At 71.6% G+C, this 19098-nt stretch carries 13 protein-coding genes; 5 read left to right on the top strand and 8 right to left on the bottom strand.

What is annotated here, in order from left to right; translation table 11 throughout:
* Positions 1-4 precede the first annotated feature (4 nt).
* The 4 genes from OG792_RS03855 to OG792_RS03840 form a co-directional block, all read right to left on the bottom strand.
* Positions 5-703, bottom strand: coding sequence for a hypothetical protein (locus tag OG792_RS03855; protein WP_329107377.1), 699 nt, complete (start codon positions 701-703; stop codon positions 5-7).
* Positions 704-776: 73 nt separating this feature from the next.
* A complete protein-coding gene (gene mfd, locus OG792_RS03850; RefSeq protein WP_329111104.1) occupies positions 777-4403 on the bottom strand; it encodes a transcription-repair coupling factor in 3627 nt (1208 codons plus the stop codon).
* 281 nt (positions 4404-4684) lie between these two features.
* Positions 4685-6874: an Ig-like domain-containing protein gene (locus OG792_RS03845; protein ID WP_329107375.1), complete on the bottom strand. Its 2190-nt coding sequence runs from the start codon at positions 6872-6874 to the stop codon at positions 4685-4687.
* A gap of 146 nt (positions 6875-7020) precedes the next feature.
* Positions 7021-8082 (bottom strand): S66 family peptidase, encoded by a 1062-nt coding sequence (locus OG792_RS03840; RefSeq protein WP_329107373.1) that lies wholly within the window; start codon positions 8080-8082, stop codon positions 7021-7023.
* Positions 8083-8194: 112 nt separating this feature from the next.
* Here OG792_RS03840 and OG792_RS03835 point away from each other — a divergent pair, with 112 nt between their 5' ends.
* The 4 genes from OG792_RS03835 (at position 8195) to OG792_RS03820 (ending at position 13888) form a co-directional block, all read left to right on the top strand.
* Positions 8195-9004, top strand: a complete 810-nt coding sequence (locus OG792_RS03835) for a Clp protease N-terminal domain-containing protein (RefSeq protein ID WP_329107372.1) — start codon at positions 8195-8197, stop codon at positions 9002-9004.
* Positions 9001-9753, top strand: a complete 753-nt coding sequence (locus OG792_RS03830) for an asparaginase (RefSeq protein WP_329107370.1) — start codon at positions 9001-9003, stop codon at positions 9751-9753. The genes OG792_RS03835 and OG792_RS03830 overlap by 4 nt, the downstream gene beginning before the upstream one ends.
* A 142-nt stretch (positions 9754-9895) precedes the next feature.
* Positions 9896-12682, top strand: coding sequence for a phosphoenolpyruvate carboxylase (gene ppc / locus OG792_RS03825; protein WP_329107368.1), 2787 nt, complete (start codon positions 9896-9898; stop codon positions 12680-12682).
* 126 nt (positions 12683-12808) lie between these two features.
* The gene (locus OG792_RS03820; protein ID WP_329107366.1) at positions 12809-13888 is read left to right on the top strand and encodes a hypothetical protein; all 1080 of its coding nucleotides are present in this window, start codon (positions 12809-12811) and stop codon (positions 13886-13888) included.
* 85 nt (positions 13889-13973) lie between these two features.
* Here OG792_RS03820 and OG792_RS03815 read toward each other — a convergent pair whose 3' ends face one another.
* From OG792_RS03815 to OG792_RS03800, 4 genes are read right to left on the bottom strand one after another with little or no spacing between them, the layout of a single operon-like run.
* The gene (locus tag OG792_RS03815; RefSeq protein WP_329107364.1) at positions 13974-14684 is read right to left on the bottom strand and encodes an ABC transporter permease subunit; all 711 of its coding nucleotides are present in this window, start codon (positions 14682-14684) and stop codon (positions 13974-13976) included.
* A gap of 1 nt (position 14685) precedes the next feature.
* Positions 14686-15597, bottom strand: a complete 912-nt coding sequence (locus OG792_RS03810) for an ABC transporter ATP-binding protein (RefSeq protein ID WP_329107362.1) — start codon at positions 15595-15597, stop codon at positions 14686-14688.
* Positions 15594-16472, bottom strand: a complete 879-nt coding sequence (locus tag OG792_RS03805) for an ABC transporter permease (protein WP_329107361.1) — start codon at positions 16470-16472, stop codon at positions 15594-15596. The genes OG792_RS03810 and OG792_RS03805 overlap by 4 nt, the downstream gene beginning before the upstream one ends.
* On the bottom strand, positions 16459-17379 hold the full coding sequence (locus OG792_RS03800; RefSeq protein ID WP_329107359.1) for an ABC transporter ATP-binding protein: 921 nt from the start codon (positions 17377-17379) through the stop codon (positions 16459-16461). Before OG792_RS03800 ends, OG792_RS03805 begins: the two co-directional genes overlap by 14 nt.
* A gap of 183 nt (positions 17380-17562) precedes the next feature.
* On the opposite strand from OG792_RS03800, the gene cysC reads away from it, so the two are divergent.
* A complete protein-coding gene (gene cysC, locus OG792_RS03795) occupies positions 17563-19092 on the top strand; it encodes an adenylyl-sulfate kinase (RefSeq protein WP_329107358.1) in 1530 nt (509 codons plus the stop codon).
* Positions 19093-19098: the final 6 nt, after the last annotated feature.

Below are 19098 nucleotides of genomic sequence, written 5' to 3'. Positions count from 1 at the left end.
CGGCTCAGCTTCGGTCGGCCACCGCGCCCGTGTCGCCCTCGCCCAGCGGCACGCTCACCGCGGCCGGGCCGCCCTGGAAGGACAGGATCGGGAACTCCAGCGGCCGGTAGCGCGGGTTGACCGTGACGTCGAACCGGGCGACCGCATCGGCGAGCACCTTGCGGTTGCCGAGCGCGGACTGCAACTGCTCGCCGTTGAGCTGGTCCCCGGCGGCCTGGTCGGAGACGGTGGGCTCGATCGCACCGGCGGCCTTGGCCACCTTGCCGAGCGCGAGCAGCTCGGTCGGGGTCGGCGTCACCGGCTCGCCCGGCGGTACGGCCGACAGGCAGGTGAACAGCCCGGCGGCCCGCTTGGCGAACTCGGTCTCCGGCGCCACGCCGAACTGCTGGGCCACCTGGTCAACCGGGGCCTGCTCCTTGGCCTGGAGGTTCTCGGCCTTGGTGAACCGGTCACAGACGTCGCCCAGCACCAGCACGCTGACCACGAACGTACGGGTCGGCGGCTTGACCTCGGGGGCGCCGGCAGCGGCGGCCGGGGCGGGTTTCGCCCGCAGCTCGTCGATGAGGTCGGTCACCTGGTTCTCGGTGATCTGCCGGTCGCCGACATAGGCGGCGGCTCCGGGCTGGGCACGGCAACCGGTGAGGGCGATGATGCCGACCGCGGCAACCACGGCGATCGGCGCCAGACGGCGAGCACGCTGCATGGCCGACACTCTCTCACGCGCCGCCCGGCCCGGCCGGTACGGGGTCACCGGCGGGCCCTCGCGCCACTGTCCGTCACCGACCGGCCGACACCGGCGCGCCGAGCACGTCGGCGAGCAGCTGCCCGCACCACTCCAGCAGTGCCTGGTCGCGCAGCGGCTCGCCACCGATCCGGCGGGTGCTCGGCCGGGGCACGCTGACCTGGTCGCTGACCTGCTTGTAGACCGCGTCCGGGTGGTACCGCTTGAGCCGCAGCTGCTTCGAGTCGGGCAGCGGCAGTGGGCCGAACCGGACGTGCTTGCCCTGCACCGACACGTCGCTGAGACCGTACGCGCGGGCCAGCAGGCGGAACCGGGCCACCGCGACGAGGTTCTGCACCGGCTCCGGCGGCTCGCCGTACCGGTCGGTCATTTCGGCGACGACCTCGGTGAGGCGGGCGGCGTCGCGGGCCTCGGCGAGCTTGCGGTACATCTCCAGGCGGAGTCGCTCGACGCTCACGTAGTCGTGCGGCAGGTGCGCGTCGATCGGCAGGTCGATCTTGACGTCGACCTCCTCCTCCGGCCGCTCCCCCTTGAACGTCTGCACCGCCTCGCCGACCATCCGGACGTACAGGTCGAAACCGACGCCCTCGATGTGGCCGGACTGCTCGCCGCCGAGCAGGTTGCCGGCGCCCCGGATCTCCAGGTCCTTCATCGCCACGTACATGCCGGCGCCCAGCTCGGTGTGCTGGGCGATGGTGGCCAGCCGCTCGTGCGCGTGCTCGGTCAGCGGCTTCTCCGGCGGGTAGAGGAAGTACGCGTACGCCCGTTCCCGGCCCCGGCCGACCCGGCCCCTGATCTGGTGCAGCTGGGCCAGGCCGAGCAGGTCGGCCCGCTCCACGATCAGCGTGTTGGCGTTCGGGATGTCGATGCCGGACTCCACGATCGTGGTGCAGACCAGGACGTCGTACTCCTTCTCCCAGAAGCCGACCATGACCTTCTCCAGCGCATCCTCGCCCATCTGGCCGTGCGCCACGGCGACCCGCGCCTCGGGCACCAGCTCCCGGATCCGGCGGGCCGCCCGGTCGATCGACTCGACCCGGTTGTGCAGGTAGAACACCTGCCCGTCGCGGAGCAGCTCCCGGTGGATCGAGGCGGCCACCTGCCGGTCGTCGTACGCGCCGACGAAGGTCAGCACCGGGTGCCGCTCCTCCGGCGGGGTGGCGATGGTGGACATCTCCCGGATGCCGGTGATCGCCATCTCCAGGGTCCGCGGGATCGGCGTCGCCGACATGGTCAGTACGTCGACCGCGGTCCGCAGCGTCTTCAGGTGCTCCTTGTGCTCGACCCCGAACCGCTGCTCCTCGTCCACGATGACCATGCCGAGCGCCTTGAACCGGGTGGCGGCGGCCAGCAGCCGGTGGGTGCCGATGACGATGTCGGCGCTGCCGTTGGCGGCGGCCTCCAGGGTCAGTTCGGCTTCCTTCGGGGTCTGGAACCGGGAGAGCTGCCTGATCTGGACCGGGAACTGCCCCATCCGCTCGGCGAAGGTGTTGTAGTGCTGCTGGGCGAGCAGGGTGGTCGGCACCAGCACCGCCACCTGCTTGCCGTCCTGGACCGCCTTGAACGCCGCCCGGACCGCGATCTCGGTCTTGCCGTAGCCGACGTCACCGCAGATCAGCCGGTCCATCGGGGCGGACTGCTCCATGTCCCGCTTGACCTCCTCGATCGCCGAAAGCTGGTCCGGCGTCTCGGTGTACGGGAAGGCGTCCTCCAGTTCACGTTGCCACGGGGTGTCCGGGGCGAACGCGTGCCCCTTGGACGCCTTGCGGGCGGCGTAGAGCTGGATGAGCTGGGCGGCGATCTCGCGTACCGCCTTGCGGGCGCGGGCCTTGGCCTTCTGCCACTCGCTGCCGCCCATCTTGTGCAGCGTCGGGGTCTCCCCGCCGACGTAACGGGAGAGCTGGTCGAGCTGGTCGGTGGGGACGAAGAGCCGGTCGCCGGGCTGCCCGCGCTTGGTCGACGCGTACTCCAGGACCAGGTATTCGCGTTCGGCGCCGTTGACCGTACGTTGCACCAGCTCGACGTAGCGGCCGATGCCGTGCTGCTCGTGTACGACGTAGTCGCCGGTCTTCAGCTCCAGCGGGTCGATGGTGTTGCGCCGCCGGCTCGGCATCTTGCGCATGTCGCGGGTGGAGGTGCCCCGTCCCCCGGTGATGTCGTTGCCGGTGAGCACCGCGAGCTTGGTGGCGCTGGCGCCGTCGAGCAGGAAGCCGTGGTTGAGCGAGCCGCAGGTGACGAGCAGTTCACCGGGGGCGGGCGCGGCGGGGATGGCCTCGACCGCGGTGGCGCCGAGCCCGCCGTCGCGGAGCACCTCGACCGCCCGTTGCGCCGGGCCGTGGCCCTCGAAGACCAGCGCCACCGCCCAGCCGTCGGCGGTCCACCGCTTGAGGTCGGCGACCACCCGGTCGGTTTCGCCGTGGTAGAGAGCGGTCGGCTGCGCCGCGAGGGTGATCGACGCCCCCTCGTCGGGGGTGACCTCGGTGCGTACCGGGTCGAGCCACGGCTGGTCGTCGGTGGCCGGGGTGGCTTCGACCAGCCCGAACGGGGAGATCGACCACCAGGGCTGGCCGAGGGCGGTGGCTGTTGCCCGTACCTCGGCCAGGGTCTTGAATGCGGCGGCGCCGACGTCGATCGGGGCCTGGCCGCCGACGGCGGCCGCGGCCCAGCTCGCCTGGAGGAACTCCTCCGAGGTACGGACGAGGTCGTGCGCCCGGGTACGGATGCGTTCCGGGTCGAAGAGCAGCACGTGCGCGCCCGCCGGCAGGCAGTCGAGCAGCGTCTCCATGCTGTCCGTGCCGTGCATGAGTGCCGGGGCGAGCGATTCCATGCCCTCGACCGGGATGCCCTCGGCCAGTTTCTCCAGGATCTCGGCCAGCTCGGGATGGGCGTCGGCCAGGGCCCGCGCCCGCGCCCGGATCTCCGGGGTGAGCAGGAGTTCCCGGCACGGCGGGGCCCAGAGCTGGTCGACCTGCTCGATGGTGCGCTGGTCGGCGACGGCGAAGGTGCGGATCTCCTCCACCTCGTCGCCCCAGAACTCGACCCGGGACGGGTGCTCGTCGGTGGGCGGGAAGACGTCCAGGATGCCGCCCCGGACGGCGAACTCGCCGCGCTTGGTTACCAGGTCGACCCGCGAGTACGCCAGGTCGGTGAGCCGGTGCGCGACCGCGTCGAGATCAACTTCGGCGTGGCTGGTCAGCCGGACCGGTTCCAGGTCGCCGAGCCCCTTGAGCTGCGGTTGCAGCACCGAGCGGACCGGGGCGACGACGACCCGCAGCGGGCCGGTTCCGTCGACGCCGTCCGGGTGGGCCAGCCGGCGCAGCACGGCAAGCCGACGGCCGACGGTGTCCGAGCGGGGGGACAGCCGCTCGTGCGGCAGCGTCTCCCAGGCGGGAAAGACGGCCACCTGCTCGGCCGGCAGCAGGCTGCCGAGGGCGGCGGCGAGGTCGTCGGCCTCGCGGGTGGTGGCGGTGACCGCGAGCACGGGCCGCCCGGCGCCGCCCCGGTCGGGCTCGGCGCCGAGGGCGGCCACCACGAACGGCCGCAGCGCCGCCGGGGCGGTCAGATCCAGACCGTCCGCCTGCGCGAACCCACCCCGTGCAAGATCACGGGTACGGGTCAGAGCCGGGTCACCGAGGGCGGCAGCCAGCAGACCGGCGAGCATCGTCACGATCACTACCTTCGGACGTCAACACACGCAACTACCCCCGCTCCGCAATCGGCCGGGGGTCTACCACCCCCACCCTATCCCCCAGCTCACACCCCCACCCCCACCCCGCGTGCGCCCCCTCCCACCCCCTCCCACCCCCTCCCAACTCGTTGATCATGAAGTTAACGACACTGTTGATCGCCAAAAGCGGCGCTAACTTCATGATCAACAGGGTGGGGACGGGGAGAGGGCGGCGGGGAGGGCGGGAGGGAGGGAGGGAGGGAGGGCGGGAGGGGTTAGAGGATGGAGAAGGTTATGGTGCCTTGGTAGGTGCCGGCTACGAAGAACTCCGGGAGTTCGACCGAGAGGGTGGGGTCCCAGGAGGCGGAGTTCCGGTCGATGTCGCCGGTCCACTGGGCGGCGACCTGTGGGGCGGCCAGCACCGCGCCGTACTGGGGGACGAAGGTGCCGCTGCCGGTGGTGTCCAGCGCCGGCCCGGACCAGTACGTGACGAGGTCGTTGGGGATGGTCGCGCTGGCGCCGGCCGTACCGGTGACGAAGTCGCTGGCGGAGACCAGCACCACCCAGTCACCGGCAAAAGGGCCACGGTCGTCGGTGACGGTGACCGTGCCGAGCTGCCCCGTCGCGAAGCCCCCGACGGCCGTGCCCAGGTCGGCCTGGTCGGGGACGCTGATGGAGAGGCCGGCGTAGTGGCGCGGGTTGATCGTCACCGAGACGGTCGCCGAGGCGACGGCGTTGCCCGGGTCGATGGCCGTGTACGCGAAGCTGTCGAAGCCGAAGTAGTAACGGTCCGGGGTGTACGTGCACGACACGCTCGTACAGGAGACGTTGCCGTGGGTGGTGGGCCGACTGCCGGCCACGATGGTCAACGCGTCGCCCTCCGCGTCGGTGTCGTTGGCCAGCACGGCGACCGTCACCGACTCGTTCTCCAGCACCGTCGCGGTGTCGTCCCGGGCGATCGGTGCGTCGTTGATCTCGGTGAGGGTGGGGTTCGTCATACCGGGCACGCCGGGATCGTCGGTGACCCGGGTGTACTGGGTGCTCGTGGTCGGTGAGCCGAAGGTGCCGGTGGCCTGGTTGGAGAGGACGAGGTTCGCGACGGCCGGGTCGATCACCCGGACCCGGAACGTCACCGCCAGGCTCGTGGTCGGGGTCATGGTGCCGCCGACCGTGGCGTTCGCGCCGGTGCCGAGCCGGAACACCAGCCGGTTGTTGGCTGTGTCCCAGTGCGCGACGTCGTCCCCGACCGCGTCGGTTCGTGGTGAGCCGCCGACGGTGATCGTGCCCGGCATGTACGTGGTGCCGCTCGGGACCGGATCCACGAACTGCACACCGGTGGCGCTCTCGTTGCCGGTCGAGGTGGCCTGGATCGTGTAACGGACCTGGTCGCCGGGGTTGACCGTGGTGCCGCCACCGATCCGGGCGGCGGTCTTGGTGGCGTCGACGTCGGGTTCGGAGACGTCGATCGCGGTGAACAGCGCGATCGGCTCGTACGAGTCCGCGCCGGTGGTGAACGCGACGCTGGCCGAGGTCTGCCCGTTGCTGATCGCGCTGGCCGGAACCGCCAGGTAGTCGACGTCGAAGCCGAGTTGGTTGGCGTAGTCCGGCGTCTTCGCGGTGACCCGGCTGCCGAGCCTGGTGATCGAGCTGTTGAACAGGTTCGTGGCCGGGTTGAGCCCGTCACCGATGTTCACCCCGTTGAACTCCAACGAGTCGCCGGTCGAGGCCAGGTCGCCCTCGGAGCTGACCGCACCCACCCGGGCCGAGACCGCCCCGGTCGTCGGGGTACGGAAGTTCGACAGGGTGATGCTCACCCGCGAGCTGCCGCTGTTGTTGTTGACCTCGGCGTACCCGTCGAAGACGGCGAGGTTGCGCAACGGTTGGGTGTAGTCGCGTACCGCCGCGACGATCGCCCAGCCACCACGGGCGTTCGTGCCGAGTGCCGTGGCGAGGCCGGCGACCGTGTAGACCCCGGCGGCCTGCACGAGTGCGGTGACGTCCGCGAACGCCGAGTACGGATACCCGCCGTTGGTCGTCACCGCGCCGGTGCTCACCGTCCCGGTCACCGTGGTGTAGTCCTGCCCGGTCCGGGCCAGTCGGATCTGTGCCCGGCTCGGGTCGCCGTTGAGTGCGCTGCCGAACCAGTAGAGCCCGGCCCAGAGCACGGCGCCGCCGGCCGGCACGGACAGGGTGGCGCTGCTGGAGTTGAGGGTGGTCAGGTTGGTGTCGATGTCGACGTACCCGGCGAGGTAGTTGTCGTTGTCGGCGACCGCGCCGGCGCGGGCGCTGGCGCAGCTCGGTGCGGTGATCAGAACCGGCAGGGTGCAGGTCACCAGGGTGTTCGACGCGAAGATCACGTCACCGCGCTCACTGGTCTGGAACCGTGCCCCGAAGGGCCGCACCACGGCCGCCCCGGCCCGGTCGATCGTCACGATCGCCCAGGTCAGAGCGATGAGTAGCACCATAGCGGCGGACCTACCCCGTGATCCTCCGAGCCCGAGGCGCCAATTACCCCTAACCCTCACATTGAGCGATGATAGCTACTTTAGGCCGAAACCGGACTTACTCACACGAACATCCCCAGAAACCCGGACAGGGTGTACGCCGAAGGTCAGTAACGGACGGTGATCCGGCGCGCCGTCGGGTCGATCCGGGCGAGCCCGCCGTAGGGGACGATCAACTGCGGATCGGTGTGGCCGACATCGAGCCCGAAGACGGCAACCGCGTCCGGGTTGTACTCGGCCAGCACCCGCAGCACGGCGGCCCGCTGGGCCTCGGTGTACGCCCGCTTCCCCTCGGCGTCCTTCGGCTGCTCGAAGTCCCACGCCTTCGGTCGCCCGACCAGCACCGCCGGAAAACCGGCGAGCAGGCCACGCTCGCCCATGCAGCGCAGGATCCGGAACACCTCGACATCGGACGGCAGTTCCTCGGAGGTCTCCAGCAACAGCACACAACCGGCGTACGCGGCGTTCGGGCCGACCCGGCCGGCCTGGAGCAGCCAGGCGAGGATCTCCAGGTTGCCGCCCCAGACCGCCCCCTCGACCACGGTCGGGGGGCCGTGCCAGTGCCAGCCCTCGCTCGGGAACATCACCGGTTCGGCAGCGAGGGTGGACGGGTCCCGCCAGTCGCTCGGCTCGTCGCTGTACTCGGGCGACGGAGTCAGCTCGTACCAGTCGTCGGTGAACAGCGCGGCCCGCAGCGACGCGGCGGACGCCGGGTGCAGCGCACCGGGGCGGCCGAGGTGCACCAGGACCGAGCCCCCGTGATAGCCGACCAGCCCCAGTTCGAAGAGGTACGACAGCACGTTGGTGTTGTCCGAGTAGCCGAAGTACGGCTTCGGGTTCGCCGCGATCACCTCCGGATCCAGGTACGGCAGCACGGTGATCAGGTCGTCCCCGCCAACGGTGGCGAGCACCGCCCGGATCGACGGGTCGGCGAAGGCGGCGGTCAGATCACGGGCGCGTTCACGCGGGTGGGCGGCGGCGGCCCGGGTCGTCGGGTACTCGACCGGGATCAGGCCGAACTCGTCCCGCAGCCGACGCAGGCCCAGGTCGTACACGTGGGGGAAGACGGCCGGCAGCCCGGCGGAGGGCGAGAGTACGGCGACCCGGTCCCCCGGTCGCGGTTTCGCCGGATAACGCCTGAGTGCGGCCGAGCTGGTCACATCGGACATCGACCCACCCTAGCGATCGACCACGACGAGGGGCTTCCCATTTTCGGCTCTGGGGGTACAGTGGGGTCACAGGGGGGTTATAAGCCTCCCGCAACGCCAGAGGAGGCCGACGATGCCGAAAATCAACGTGTACCTGCCCGACGAGCTGGCCGAGGCGGTCAGGGAGTCCGGCGTGCCGGTCTCCGCGATCTGCCAGCGCGCCCTGGAACAGGCCGTGCGCCGGGTGACCGCGATCCGGGAGACGACCCTCGGCGAGACCGACCGGGACGACCCCACCGCCACGCTGACCCAGTTCACCCCCCGCGCGCGGACCGCCGTCACGCTCGGCCTGACCCAGGCTCGGGAGCAGGGCGCGACCAGCATCGACACCGCGCACCTGCTCGCCGGCATGCTCACCGAGGGACAGAACCTGGCCATCCAGGTGCTCCGGGCAATGGAGATCGACCCCGAGGCGGTGGGCCGCGAACTGGCCCGCCAGGCTCCGAAGGACACCGCCGAGACAGCCGACCAGGCCGGCGTACGGCGGTTTGGCCGGACCGCCGCCAACGCGCTGGAGCTGACCGTGACCGAGGCGACCAGCCTCGGCCACAACTACGTCGGCTGCGAACACCTGCTGCTCGGGCTGATCGCCGAGCCGGACGGCACCGCCGGTCACGTGCTGCGGGCGCTCGGCGCCGACTACCGACTGACCCGCCGGGCGGTCACCGCCGCGCTCGCCGGTTACGTCCACCTGCGCGCACAGACCCAGGGCGGCGCCCCGGCGGCCGGTGGCTCGGCGTCGGGCGGCACCGACCAGGTCGCCGCGCTCCAGGCCGCCCTGGCCCGGCAGTTGCAGCCGATCCTGGCCCGCCTCGACCGGCTCGAACAGCGGATCGAGGCCCGACCCGACACCGCCGGACCGGAAGCCGGGGCCGCACGTTGACCCGACTGCTCCTGCTCACCACCGGCGACACGATCGCGTTCGACCCGCGTCCCGGTCGAGGTGCCTTCGCGTCCGGGGCCGAGTTGCTGGCGGCACTGCCCGCAGGCTCGGTCCCGGCCGACGTGACGGTCGAGGACACGCTCGCCGAACCGAGCTGGGACCTGGACCCGGAGACGATGCTGCGCCTGGCCCGCCGGGCCGTGGTCGCCTGCCTCAACGACGAACTGCACGCCGCCCGCTGGGTCGGGCTGGTCGACGCCGGCGGGGTGGCCGCGTTCTCGTCGGCCCCGTACCCGCTGCTCGGTCGGGTGGTGGGCGGCGGGGTGGAGCTGCTGGGCCCGCCGCCGCCCCGACCGCCGGCCCCGACCGGCGAGCCGGAGTCGGCGATCGCGCTGATCAAGACGTACCCTGGCATCGGCCCGGCGTTGCTGCACGCGGTGGCCGACGGCGGGGCCCGGGGTGTGGTGCTGGAGGGCACCGGCATGGCGAACGTGCCGGTCGGCCTGCTCACCGCGATCGACGAGCTGACCGGGTGGGACATCCCGGTGGTGGTCAGCTCCCGCTGCCGGACCCGCGCGGTGTCGCCGGACGAGTTCCACGGCGGCGCGGCCCTCGCCGCCCGGATGGGTGCGATCAGTGCCCGGGGCCTGCCCCCGGTGAAGGCCCGCGCCGCGCTGATGGTCGCGGTCGCCGACGGCGGAGTACGGACCGCCCGGGACTGGTTCGGCCGCCTGACCGGCGAGGCGTGAGGCGGTGCGTGATCGACACTCGGAGCCAAGGGTGTGATTAAAACTCGGATATGGTGGCCCCCTCCTAAGAAGCACCCCCGCGCGGATACGATCAGCCTTGTCGGACAGCGCTGTCCTTAGCACACCACGTAAGGAGCGCACGGTGACCGACCAGCATGATCACGACGGCCCGGACGCCGCCCTTCGGGCGGACATTCGCCGGCTCGGGACCCTGCTCGGGCAGACCCTCGCCCGCCAGGAAGGCCCCCCGCTGCTCGACCTCGTCGAGGAGATCCGCGCCCTGGTCCGCTCGGACCCGGAGGCCGCCGCCCAGCGGCTCGGCGCGATGGACGTGACCACCGGGACCAAGCTGGCCCGCGCCTTCTCCACCTACTTCCACCTGGCCAACATCACCGAACAGGTGCACCGGTCCCGCGACCTGCGCCGGCAGCGGGCCACCCAGGGCGGCTGGCTGGACCAGGCGGCCAAGCTGATCGCCGAGCGCGGGGTGCCGGCCGAGGAGATCGCCGCCGCGGCCCGGCGGCTGGCCGTACGACCGGTGTTCACCGCCCACCCGACCGAGGCGGCCCGCCGCTCGATCCTGACCAAGCTGCGCGCGGTCGCCGACGAGTTGGACGCCGAGACCGCCGCCGCGGTGCTCTACGGCGCCAGCGACGAGGCGCCGACCAACCGCCGGCTGGCCGAACTGCTCGACCTGATGTGGCAGACCGACGAGTTGCGGCTCGACCGGCCGGACCCGACCGACGAGGCCCGTAACGCGATCTACTATCTGCGCGACCTGTACGCCGCCGCCGCGCCGCAGGTGCTCGACGACCTCGCCGACACGCTGCGCTCGCTCGGCGTGGAGACCTCGCCGACGGCCCGCCCGCTGACCTTCGGCACCTGGATCGGCGGCGACCGGGACGGCAACCCGTTCGTCACCCCGCACGTCACCCGCGAGGTGCTGGTCATCCAGTACCACCACGGGATCCAGGCGACCGAGGCGGCGATGGAGTCGCTGATCAACGAAATCTCGGTCTCCCGCCGGCTGCGCGGGGTGTCCCTCGACCTCTCCGCCAGCCTGGCCGCCGACCTCGACGCGCTGCCCGAGGTGGCGGCCCGGTTCCGCCGGGTCAACGCCGAGGAGCCGTACCGGCTCAAGGCGCGGTGCATCAAGGCGAAGCTGGCCAACACCCGGCTGCGGCTGACCCGGGGCACCGCCCACGTGCCCGGCCGGGACTACCGGGGCTCGGCCGAACTCCTCTCCGACCTGGAGCTGATGCGGGCCTCGCTGGCCCGTAACTCCGGTCAACTCACCGCCGTCGGCCGGCTCGCCTCGGCCATCCGTACCGTCGCCTCGTTCGGGCTGCACCTGGCCACGCTGGACGTGCGGGAGCACGCCGAGGCACACCACGCGGTGCTGCGCCAGCTCTACGAGCAGGTCGGCGAGGTCACCGACTACGCCTCGTTGAGCCGGGTCGAGCGGACCAAGCTGCTCAGCGAGGAACTCACCGGCCGTCGCCCGCTGTCCAACATGGACAGCCCGCTGACCGAGCCGACCCGCAAGACGTTCGACGTGTTCGGCACCATCCGCGAGGCGCAGGAACGGTTCGGCACCGAGGTCATCGAGTCGTACATCATCTCGATGACGATGGGCGTGGACGACGTGCTCGCCGCGGTGGTGCTGGCCCGCGAGGCCGGTCTGGTCGACGTGCACAGCGGACGGGCCCGGATCGGCTTCGTGCCGCTGCTGGAGACCCCGGACGAGCTGAACGCGGGCGGAGAACTGCTGGACGAACTGCTCTCCCTGCCGGCGTACCGGGCGATCGTCACCGCCCGGGGGGACGTGCAGGAGGTGATGCTCGGCTACTCCGACTCGAACAAGGAGGCGGGCATCACCACCTCCCAGTGGTCGATCCACCGGGCCCAGCGCTCACTGCGCGACGTGGCCGCCCGGCACGGCGTACGACTGCGGTTGTTCCACGGTCGCGGCGGTACCGTCGGCCGTGGTGGCGGCCCGACGCACGAGGCGATCCTGGCCCAGCCGTACGGCACCCTCGACGGGGCGATCAAGGTGACCGAGCAGGGTGAGGTCATCTCCGACAAGTACACGCTGCCGTCGCTGGCCCGGGAGAACCTGGAACTGACCCTGGCCGCGGTGTTGCAGAGCGCCCTGCTGCACACCTATCCCCGGCAGCCCGCCGAGATGCTGGAACGCTGGGACGACACGATGGAGCTGGTCTCCGACTCGGCGTACCGGTCGTACCGGTCGCTGGTGGAGAACCCGGACCTGCCGGCGTACTTCTGGGCGTCGACGCCGACCGAGTTGCTCGGCGCGCTCAACATCGGCTCCCGGCCGGCGAAGCGCCCGAACACCGGGGCCGGGCTGAGCGGCCTGCGGGCGATCCCGTGGGTGTTCGGCTGGACCCAGACCCGGCAGATCGTGCCGGGCTGGTTCGGGGTCGGCTCCGGCCTGGCCGCCGCCCGCGAGAGCGGACGGGCGGAGATCCTCGCCGAGATGCACCGTAACTGGCACTTCTTCCGGACGTTCCTGTCCAACGTGGAGATGATGCTCTCCAAGACGGACCTGAACATCGCCCGCCGGTACGTCGAGACCCTGGTCCCGGAGCCGTTGCAGCCGATCTTCGAGGTGATCCGCGAGGAGTACGAGCTGACCAAGCGCGAGGTGCTGGCGATCACCGCCTCCCCCGCCCTGCTGGAGAACTCGCCGGTGCTTCAGCGCACCCTCGCCGTCCGGGACACCTACCTGGAGCCGCTGCACCACCTCCAGGTGGCCCTGCTGCGCCAGTACCGCGACTCCGGTGCCGCCGGCCGCGCCGTCGCCACCGCCCCCGGCGCCCGCCGCGCCCCCGGCGACGGCACCGCCCTGGAACGAGCCCTCCTAACCACCGTCAACGGCATAGCCGCCGGCATGCGCAACACCGGCTGACCCCCTCCCCCTCCCCACCCCCAAGATCCGCGCACTTTCACTGTTTGAGTGGTTATCCGAGCCGGAAAAGCCACTCAAACAGTGAAAGTGCGGCCAGGGTGGATCTTTCTTTCATACGCTGAGGTGGTGGCGGATGGGGTGGGGTATCGGGCGGAGCCGGTGGGGCGGGAGTCGTGGCGGCGGTCGGTGATCCGGGGCACCCTGCTGCTGTTCGGCACGTTGGTGCTGGCCACCGCCTTCATCGCCGCGTATGCGGGGGCGCTGCACCAGCCGACGCCGAAGGACGTACCCGTCGCCGTGGTTCGGGGTGACCAGCCGGCACGAATGCTGCTGGCGGCCATCCGGCAACAGGACAGGGCACTCAAACCCATCGAGTACGGCAGCCGATCCGCCGCCGACGACGCGCTCGCCGGACGCGACGTGTACGCCGTACTCGCCTCGGCCACCGGCGGCGGGACCCCGGCACTGACCCTGGTCACGGCCAGCGCCGCCGCACCGCTCGCCGCCCAGGTGATCGGTCAGCTGGTGCAGGTGGCGGCCCAGCGCGGGCAGGTCGCGCTGACGGTCACCGACGCGGTGCCGATCGCCGCCAACGACCCGCGCGGGCTGGTGCCGTTCTACCTGGCCATCGGTCTGGTGCTCGGCGGTTACCTCGGCTCCACCGTGCTCGGCCTCACCATCGGCACCACTCCCCGTACGGTTTCCCGGGCCGCCGCCCGAATCGGCGGCCTGGCCGTCTACTCGGCCCTGCTCGGACTCTCCGGGGCGCTGGTCACCGGCCCCGGCCTGGACGTGTGGCACACCCACTTCCCCAGCCTGGTGGGCGCCGGGGCGTTGGCCGCGTTCGCCGCCGCGATGGCCGCCGCCGCGGTGCAGGGCTGGCTCGGGATGCTCGGCACCGGGCTGGTCATCCTGCTGCTGGTGGTGCTCGGCAATCCCGGCTCCGGCGGCATCTACGCCCCGGAGTTCCTGCCCGACTTCTTCCGCGACATGCACCTGTGGAACATCCCCGGACTCGCCACCGACCTGATCCGGGCGGTGATCTACTTCGGCCCCGACGCAACCGCCCGCCCCGCCGCCACCCTGGCCATCTGGGCCGCAGCCGCCCTACTCCTCCTCCTGGCCGCCGCCGCCATCCGAGGCAACGGCGTCCCCCACTCCTGGACCCGCCGCCGCCCCCACCCCGCCCCCCAAGATCCTCACTAGAACAGAGAAAGAGTGCCTGTCCACGCCGGGATAGGCACTCTTTCTCTGGTTTGGTGCGCCCTCCAGAGGGGGCGCGGGGGTTGGGTTAGCTGGTTTCGCCGGCTACCGAGAAGGAGCGGAGGCGGTCGATTGCCAGGAGGGTGAAGCCGATGGTGAGGAGGGTGGCCATGATGATCGAGACGGGGAGGGAGACCTGGGTGGTGAGCAGGTCGGTGGGGGCGATCCGGTCGGCGATCGTGATCACGTACTGCTCGATCGAGAGGTTCCGGGTGCCGCCGACGAAGTTGCCGAGCAGCCCCTCCCAGATCAGCACGTAGACCAGGCCGAGCAGCACCGGCCGCCGGGTGAGCAGGCTCAGCGCCAGGAACACCGCCGAATAGGCCAGCGCGCCGATCGCGCTCGCCACCACCAGCGCCAACCCCAGCCGTACGGAGTCCGCCAGCACCCCGACCACGTAGAGCGGGACGGCCACGGTCAGCGCGCTCACCCCGGCCGCCACGGCCAGCTTCGGCAGCACTATCTGCCAGCGCGGCAGCGGCTTGGTGAGGATGTGCACGATCGTGCCGTCGTCGATCTCGGCGCCGAGCACGCCGGTGCCGACGATCAGCGCGATCACCGGCAGGACGACGGCCAGCCCGAGGCCGACCAGCACCACCGGCGCCCACTGGCGGACGTCGGCGCCCGCCGCGCGGGGAATGGCGGCCAGCGCCACCAGCAGCACCGGCAGCGGGACCAACAGCAGGAACCGACGGCGACCGAAGAGCCCCCGCGTGGTGATCCAGGAGATAGTCGACATGTCAGGCCTCCACCAGGTAGGAGAAGACGCTCTCCAGGGATTCGTCCGAGGGCAGCAGCCGGCGGACCCGGATACCGGACCCGAGCGCGATCTTGGGCAGCGCGCGGGTGAAGCTGCCGTAGTCAGCGGCGCGTACGGTCAGCCCCTCCTTGTCCAGCTCGACGCCGCTGACCGAGGGTTCGCCGATCAGCGCGACCGCCAGCTTCCGGTCGTCACTGGACTGGACGGTGAAGACGTGCGGGCGGTGGGTCATCAGCCGCCGGATCGAACGGAAGTCACCGGAGGCGGCCAGTCGGCCGGAGACGATCACCTGGACGGTGCCGGAGACCTCCTCGACCTCCTCCAGGATGTGCGAGCTGAACAGGATGGTGTGCCCTGCCTCGCCGAGCGAGTGCAGCAGTTGCATCATGTGCAGCCGCTGGCGCGGGTCCATGCCGTTGAACGGCTCGTCGAGCAGCAGCACCTCCGGCGAGTGCACCAGCGCCGCCGCGACCCGCGTACGTTGCCGCATGCCCTTGGAGTAGGTGTCGATCCGCCGGTCCTGCGCGTCGGTCATCTCGACCAGTTCGATCGCCCAGCGGGCCGCCGCCTCCGCGTTCGGCAGTCGGTGCAGGCGCGCACTGGCCAGCACGAACTCGTACGCGGTCAGGAAACCGTGCACCGCCTCGCGCTCGCTGACCAGGCCCAGTCGGCGGTACACGCCGGGGTTGCGCCAGGTCGGCTCGCCGCCGAGGGTGACCGCACCACGGGACGGGGCCAGGAAGCCGGCCATCATGTGCAGCAGGGTGGTCTTGCCGGCGCCGTTCGGGCCGAGCAGACCGGTCACCCCGGCGCCGAGGGTCATCGTCACGTCGTTGACGGCGACGACGTTGCCGTACCAGCGGGACACCCCGCTCAGTTCCAGGTCGGTCATGAGCGGGCAACCTTCCGGTAGCGGGCGAACAGCAGGGCGACACAGGCCGCGACCAGGGCGATGGTGACCACGCCGTAGAGGGGACCCCAACCGCCGATACTCATCTCGCCGGACGATTCGAACAGCCAGTCGCCGACCCCGCCGACCAGGCTGGCCGGGTTGACCAGGCCGGACAGTTGCGTGCTGGTCTCGTACGGCAGGACCAGCAGGACCCCGGCGACCGGAAGGGTCACCATGAAGGCCGCCACCACCGCGGCGGCCGCGACCGCCCGGCGCTTCACCAGCGCCGCGACCAGGACCGCGACCGCGGAGAAGACCACCGCGTGCAGCGCCGCGTAGGCGATACCGGGCAGGTAGTCGCCGAGCTCCCGCCACACCCCGCCGAGGTTGTCGGCGGAGAAGGCGGCACCGGCGAACATCACCGTCAGCGGTACGGCGAGCAGCAGGAACGTCGCCGTGATCAGGGCGGTCAGCTTCGCGATCGCGTAGTCGGCGCGCTCCAGCGGGCGGGCGAAGTAGAGCGGCAGCACCCCGGTCTGTAGGTCACGGCTGACCAGTTCGGGCGCGACCGCCGCGCAGAAGAAGATGATCAGGATGCTGAGCACCTCGGGGAACTCGGTGTAGGCGAGGGCCGCCACGCCGGTCTGCACCTGGATCGCGGTGAGCACCACCGCGACCACCCCGACCACGCCCATGATCAGCCACGGGAAGACCTTCGCCTTGGCGCTGCGGCCGAAGCCGAAGGCGGTACGCAGGCTGTGCACGTAGAGCGCGCCGACAATGTGCCGCCGGCCCAGCCTCGGCCCGTCGTAGCGCTGATAGCCGATGTCATGGATGACCCCGCCGGGGGCGCTTCTCGGTTCAGGCGTGGGCATTGGTCGTCTCCCGGGTGGCGAAAAGCTCGGCGACGCGGTGCCGGCGCTGGTCCAGCCGGTGCAGCGGCAGGTCCAGTTCGGCGACGGCGGTCAGGATCAGGTCGTAGGTGCGGTCGTCGTCGAGCCGGACCAGCAGCATCCGGTCCTCGCGGGCCACCGGCAGGTCGAGTTCGGCGAGCCGGGCCGCGAGCTGCTCGGTGCCCTCGCTGACCTCGACCGCGAGTACGTCGATAGCGGTGGTCATCGCGGCGATGTGGTCCGAGCGGAGCAGTCGTCCGCCGTCGATCGCGACCAGGGTGTCGCAGATCCGCTCGACCTCGCCCAGCAGGTGCGAACAGACCAGCACCGAGATGCCGAACTCGGTGCCGATCCGGTGGATCAGACCGAGCATGGCGTCCCGCCCGGCCGGGTCGAGCCCGTTCGTCGGCTCGTCGAGCAGCAGCAGGTCGGGGTCGTGCACCAGCGCCTGGGCCAGCTTCACCCGCTGCTTCATGCCGGTCGAGTAGCCGCCGATCTGCCGGTAGCGCTCCTCGTAGAGGCCGACGTGCCGCAGCGCCTCCGAGGCCCGCTCGCGGGCGACCGTACGCGGCAGGCCACTGATCCGGCCCAGGTGGGTGACGAACTCGGCGGCCGACAGGTCCGGCGGCAACGAGTCGTGTTCCGGCATGTAGCCGACCCGGGCCCGGACCGCCTGGCTCTCCGTGGTCGGATCGAGACCCAGCACCCGTACCTGACCGGAGGTCGGGGCGAGCAGACCGAGCATGATCTTGATAAAGGTGGACTTCCCGGCGCCGTTGGCACCGACCAGCCCGATGACGCCCGGCTCGACCGCGACCGTCAGATCGGCGAGCGCGGTCACCCGGTTGCCGTACGTTTTGGTGAGCGACTGGGTCGCGATCAGTGTCACGCGGCCCAGCGTAGGCCCGATCGGGAAGCTCGGAGGCCCCGCATCACCCTGGCCCTTCCCCGGTAAAGGACCCGCCGGCCACTAGGGGTTCGGCGATCTTCGGTCGAGCCGGAGTGGGTGGCGCTCTCGACCGATGGGCGCCCGGCTGAGAAACTGTGTGCCGGCCGGGTAGTGGAGGGTTCGATGAGCAACGGGTGGGTGCTACCCGACGAGGTGCTGCGGGACGCGCCGGCGTACACGCCGCGTCCGCACGAGCTGGCCGATCTGGAGCTGCTGCTCAGTGGGGCCTACGCGCCGCTGGGCGGGTTCCTGGGGCGGGCCGACCTGGCCGCTCTGGCCCGGCGCGGACGGCTCGCCGACGGCACGCCGTGGCCGGTGCCGGTGACCCTCCAGGTGCCGGCGAGCGTGGCCGGGGGGCTGGATCTCGCCAACCCGTTGCGGCGGGTCCTGGTGCTGACCGACCTGGAGGACGCGCCCCTGGCGTTGCTGGAGGTCACCGACCTCTGGCCGACCCGCGACGGGTTCCACGGCGTCGGCGGCGCGGTGCGCCCGCTCGGCGACGGCGGACACGGCCCGTTCCAGCGGCTGCGCCGGGCCCCGAGCGAGGTGCGCGAGTTGCTGCCGCCCGGCCGGGTGCTCGGGGTGATCACCGACCGGCCGCTGCACCGCCCCCAGCTGGCGCAGATCGCGCACGCCGCCCGTACGCTCGCCGCGCACCTGCTGGTGCTGATCCCGGTCACCGACACCAACCCGGACGGGCTACCACCGGAGGTGCTGGTCCGCAGCGTCTTCGCGGCCCGCGACCGGATGCCCCCGGCCACCCTGGTCGCCATTCCGATGGCCGGTCGGGGCGACGAGATCCGCGACGCCCTGCTGCGGGCCCGGGTCGCCGCCGCGTACGGGGTGACCCACCTGCTCTCCACCGGCGACATGCTCGCCGGCCCCGGTCTGCGGGTGCTGGTCCCCCGCGAGCTGGCCTACGACAACCGGGACGGGCAGTGGCGGTGGCGCGACGACATCCCGCCGCGCAACCGGCGGCTGGCCCTGCGCCCGGACGAGATCGACGACCTGCTGGACCGGGGCTTCCCGCTGCCCGAGTGGCACACCCCACCGGCGGTGGCCCGCGAGTTGGCCCGCGCCCGGCCGCCGCGCCGGCACCGGGGGCTGGTGGTCTTCTTCACCGGGCTGTCCGGCTCCGGCAAGTCGACCGTCGCGCGGGGGCTCACCGACGCGCTGCGGGAAAGCGGCGACCGGACCGTCACCCTGCTCGACGGGGATGTCGTACGCCGGGAACTGTCCGCCGGGCTGAGCTTCAGCAAGGCCGACCGGGACCTGAACGTACGCCGGATCGGTTGGGTGGCGGCGGAGGTGGCCCGGCACCGGGGCCTGGCGATCTGCTGCCCGATCGCGCCGTACGCCCAGGCACGGGCGACCGCCCGGCAGATGGCCCAGGCGGCCGGGGCCGGGTTCCTGCTGGTCCACGTCGCCACCCCGCTGGAGGTGTGCGAGCAACGCGACCGCAAGGGCCTGTACGCCCGCGCCCGCGCCGGTCTGATCACCGGCATGACCGGCATCGACGACCCGTACGAGGAGCCGACCGACGCCGATCTGGTGCTGGACACCAGTCAGATGACGATCGACCAGGCGGTCGCGGCGGTGCTGGTGCACCTGACCGAGACCGGCTGGGTCGAGCCGAGACTGCAACCGGCCTGACGGAAA

Origin of the sequence: Micromonospora sp. NBC_01699, assembly GCF_036250065.1 — a bacterium.
In the GTDB taxonomy this organism is placed as follows: domain Bacteria; phylum Actinomycetota; class Actinomycetes; order Mycobacteriales; family Micromonosporaceae; genus Micromonospora_G.
Note: the sequence above shows the minus strand (reverse complement) of the source record. Positions and strands in the feature narration are given on the sequence as shown.

What these genes read in the sequence shown, in the direction of transcription:
- OG792_RS03855 (WP_329107377.1), bottom strand. Translation starts at nt 703, where the DNA reads ATGCAGCGTGCTCGCCGTCTGGCGCCGATCGCCGTGGTTGCCGCGGTC.
- mfd (WP_329111104.1), bottom strand. Translation starts at nt 4,403, where the DNA reads ATGCTCGCCGGTCTGCTGGCTGCCGCCCTCGGTGACCCGGCTCTGACC.
- OG792_RS03845 (WP_329107375.1), bottom strand. Translation starts at nt 6,874, where the DNA reads ATGGTGCTACTCATCGCTCTGACCTGGGCGATCGTGACGATCGACCGG.
- OG792_RS03840 (WP_329107373.1), bottom strand. Translation starts at nt 8,082, where the DNA reads ATGTCCGATGTGACCAGCTCGGCCGCACTCAGGCGTTATCCGGCGAAA.
- OG792_RS03835 (WP_329107372.1), top strand. Translation starts at nt 8,195, where the DNA reads ATGCCGAAAATCAACGTGTACCTGCCCGACGAGCTGGCCGAGGCGGTC.
- OG792_RS03815 (WP_329107364.1), bottom strand. Translation starts at nt 14,684, where the DNA reads ATGTCGACTATCTCCTGGATCACCACGCGGGGGCTCTTCGGTCGCCGT.
- OG792_RS03810 (WP_329107362.1), bottom strand. Translation starts at nt 15,597, where the DNA reads ATGACCGACCTGGAACTGAGCGGGGTGTCCCGCTGGTACGGCAACGTC.
- OG792_RS03805 (WP_329107361.1), bottom strand. Translation starts at nt 16,472, where the DNA reads ATGCCCACGCCTGAACCGAGAAGCGCCCCCGGCGGGGTCATCCATGAC.
- cysC (WP_329107358.1), top strand. Translation starts at nt 17,563, where the DNA reads ATGAGCAACGGGTGGGTGCTACCCGACGAGGTGCTGCGGGACGCGCCG.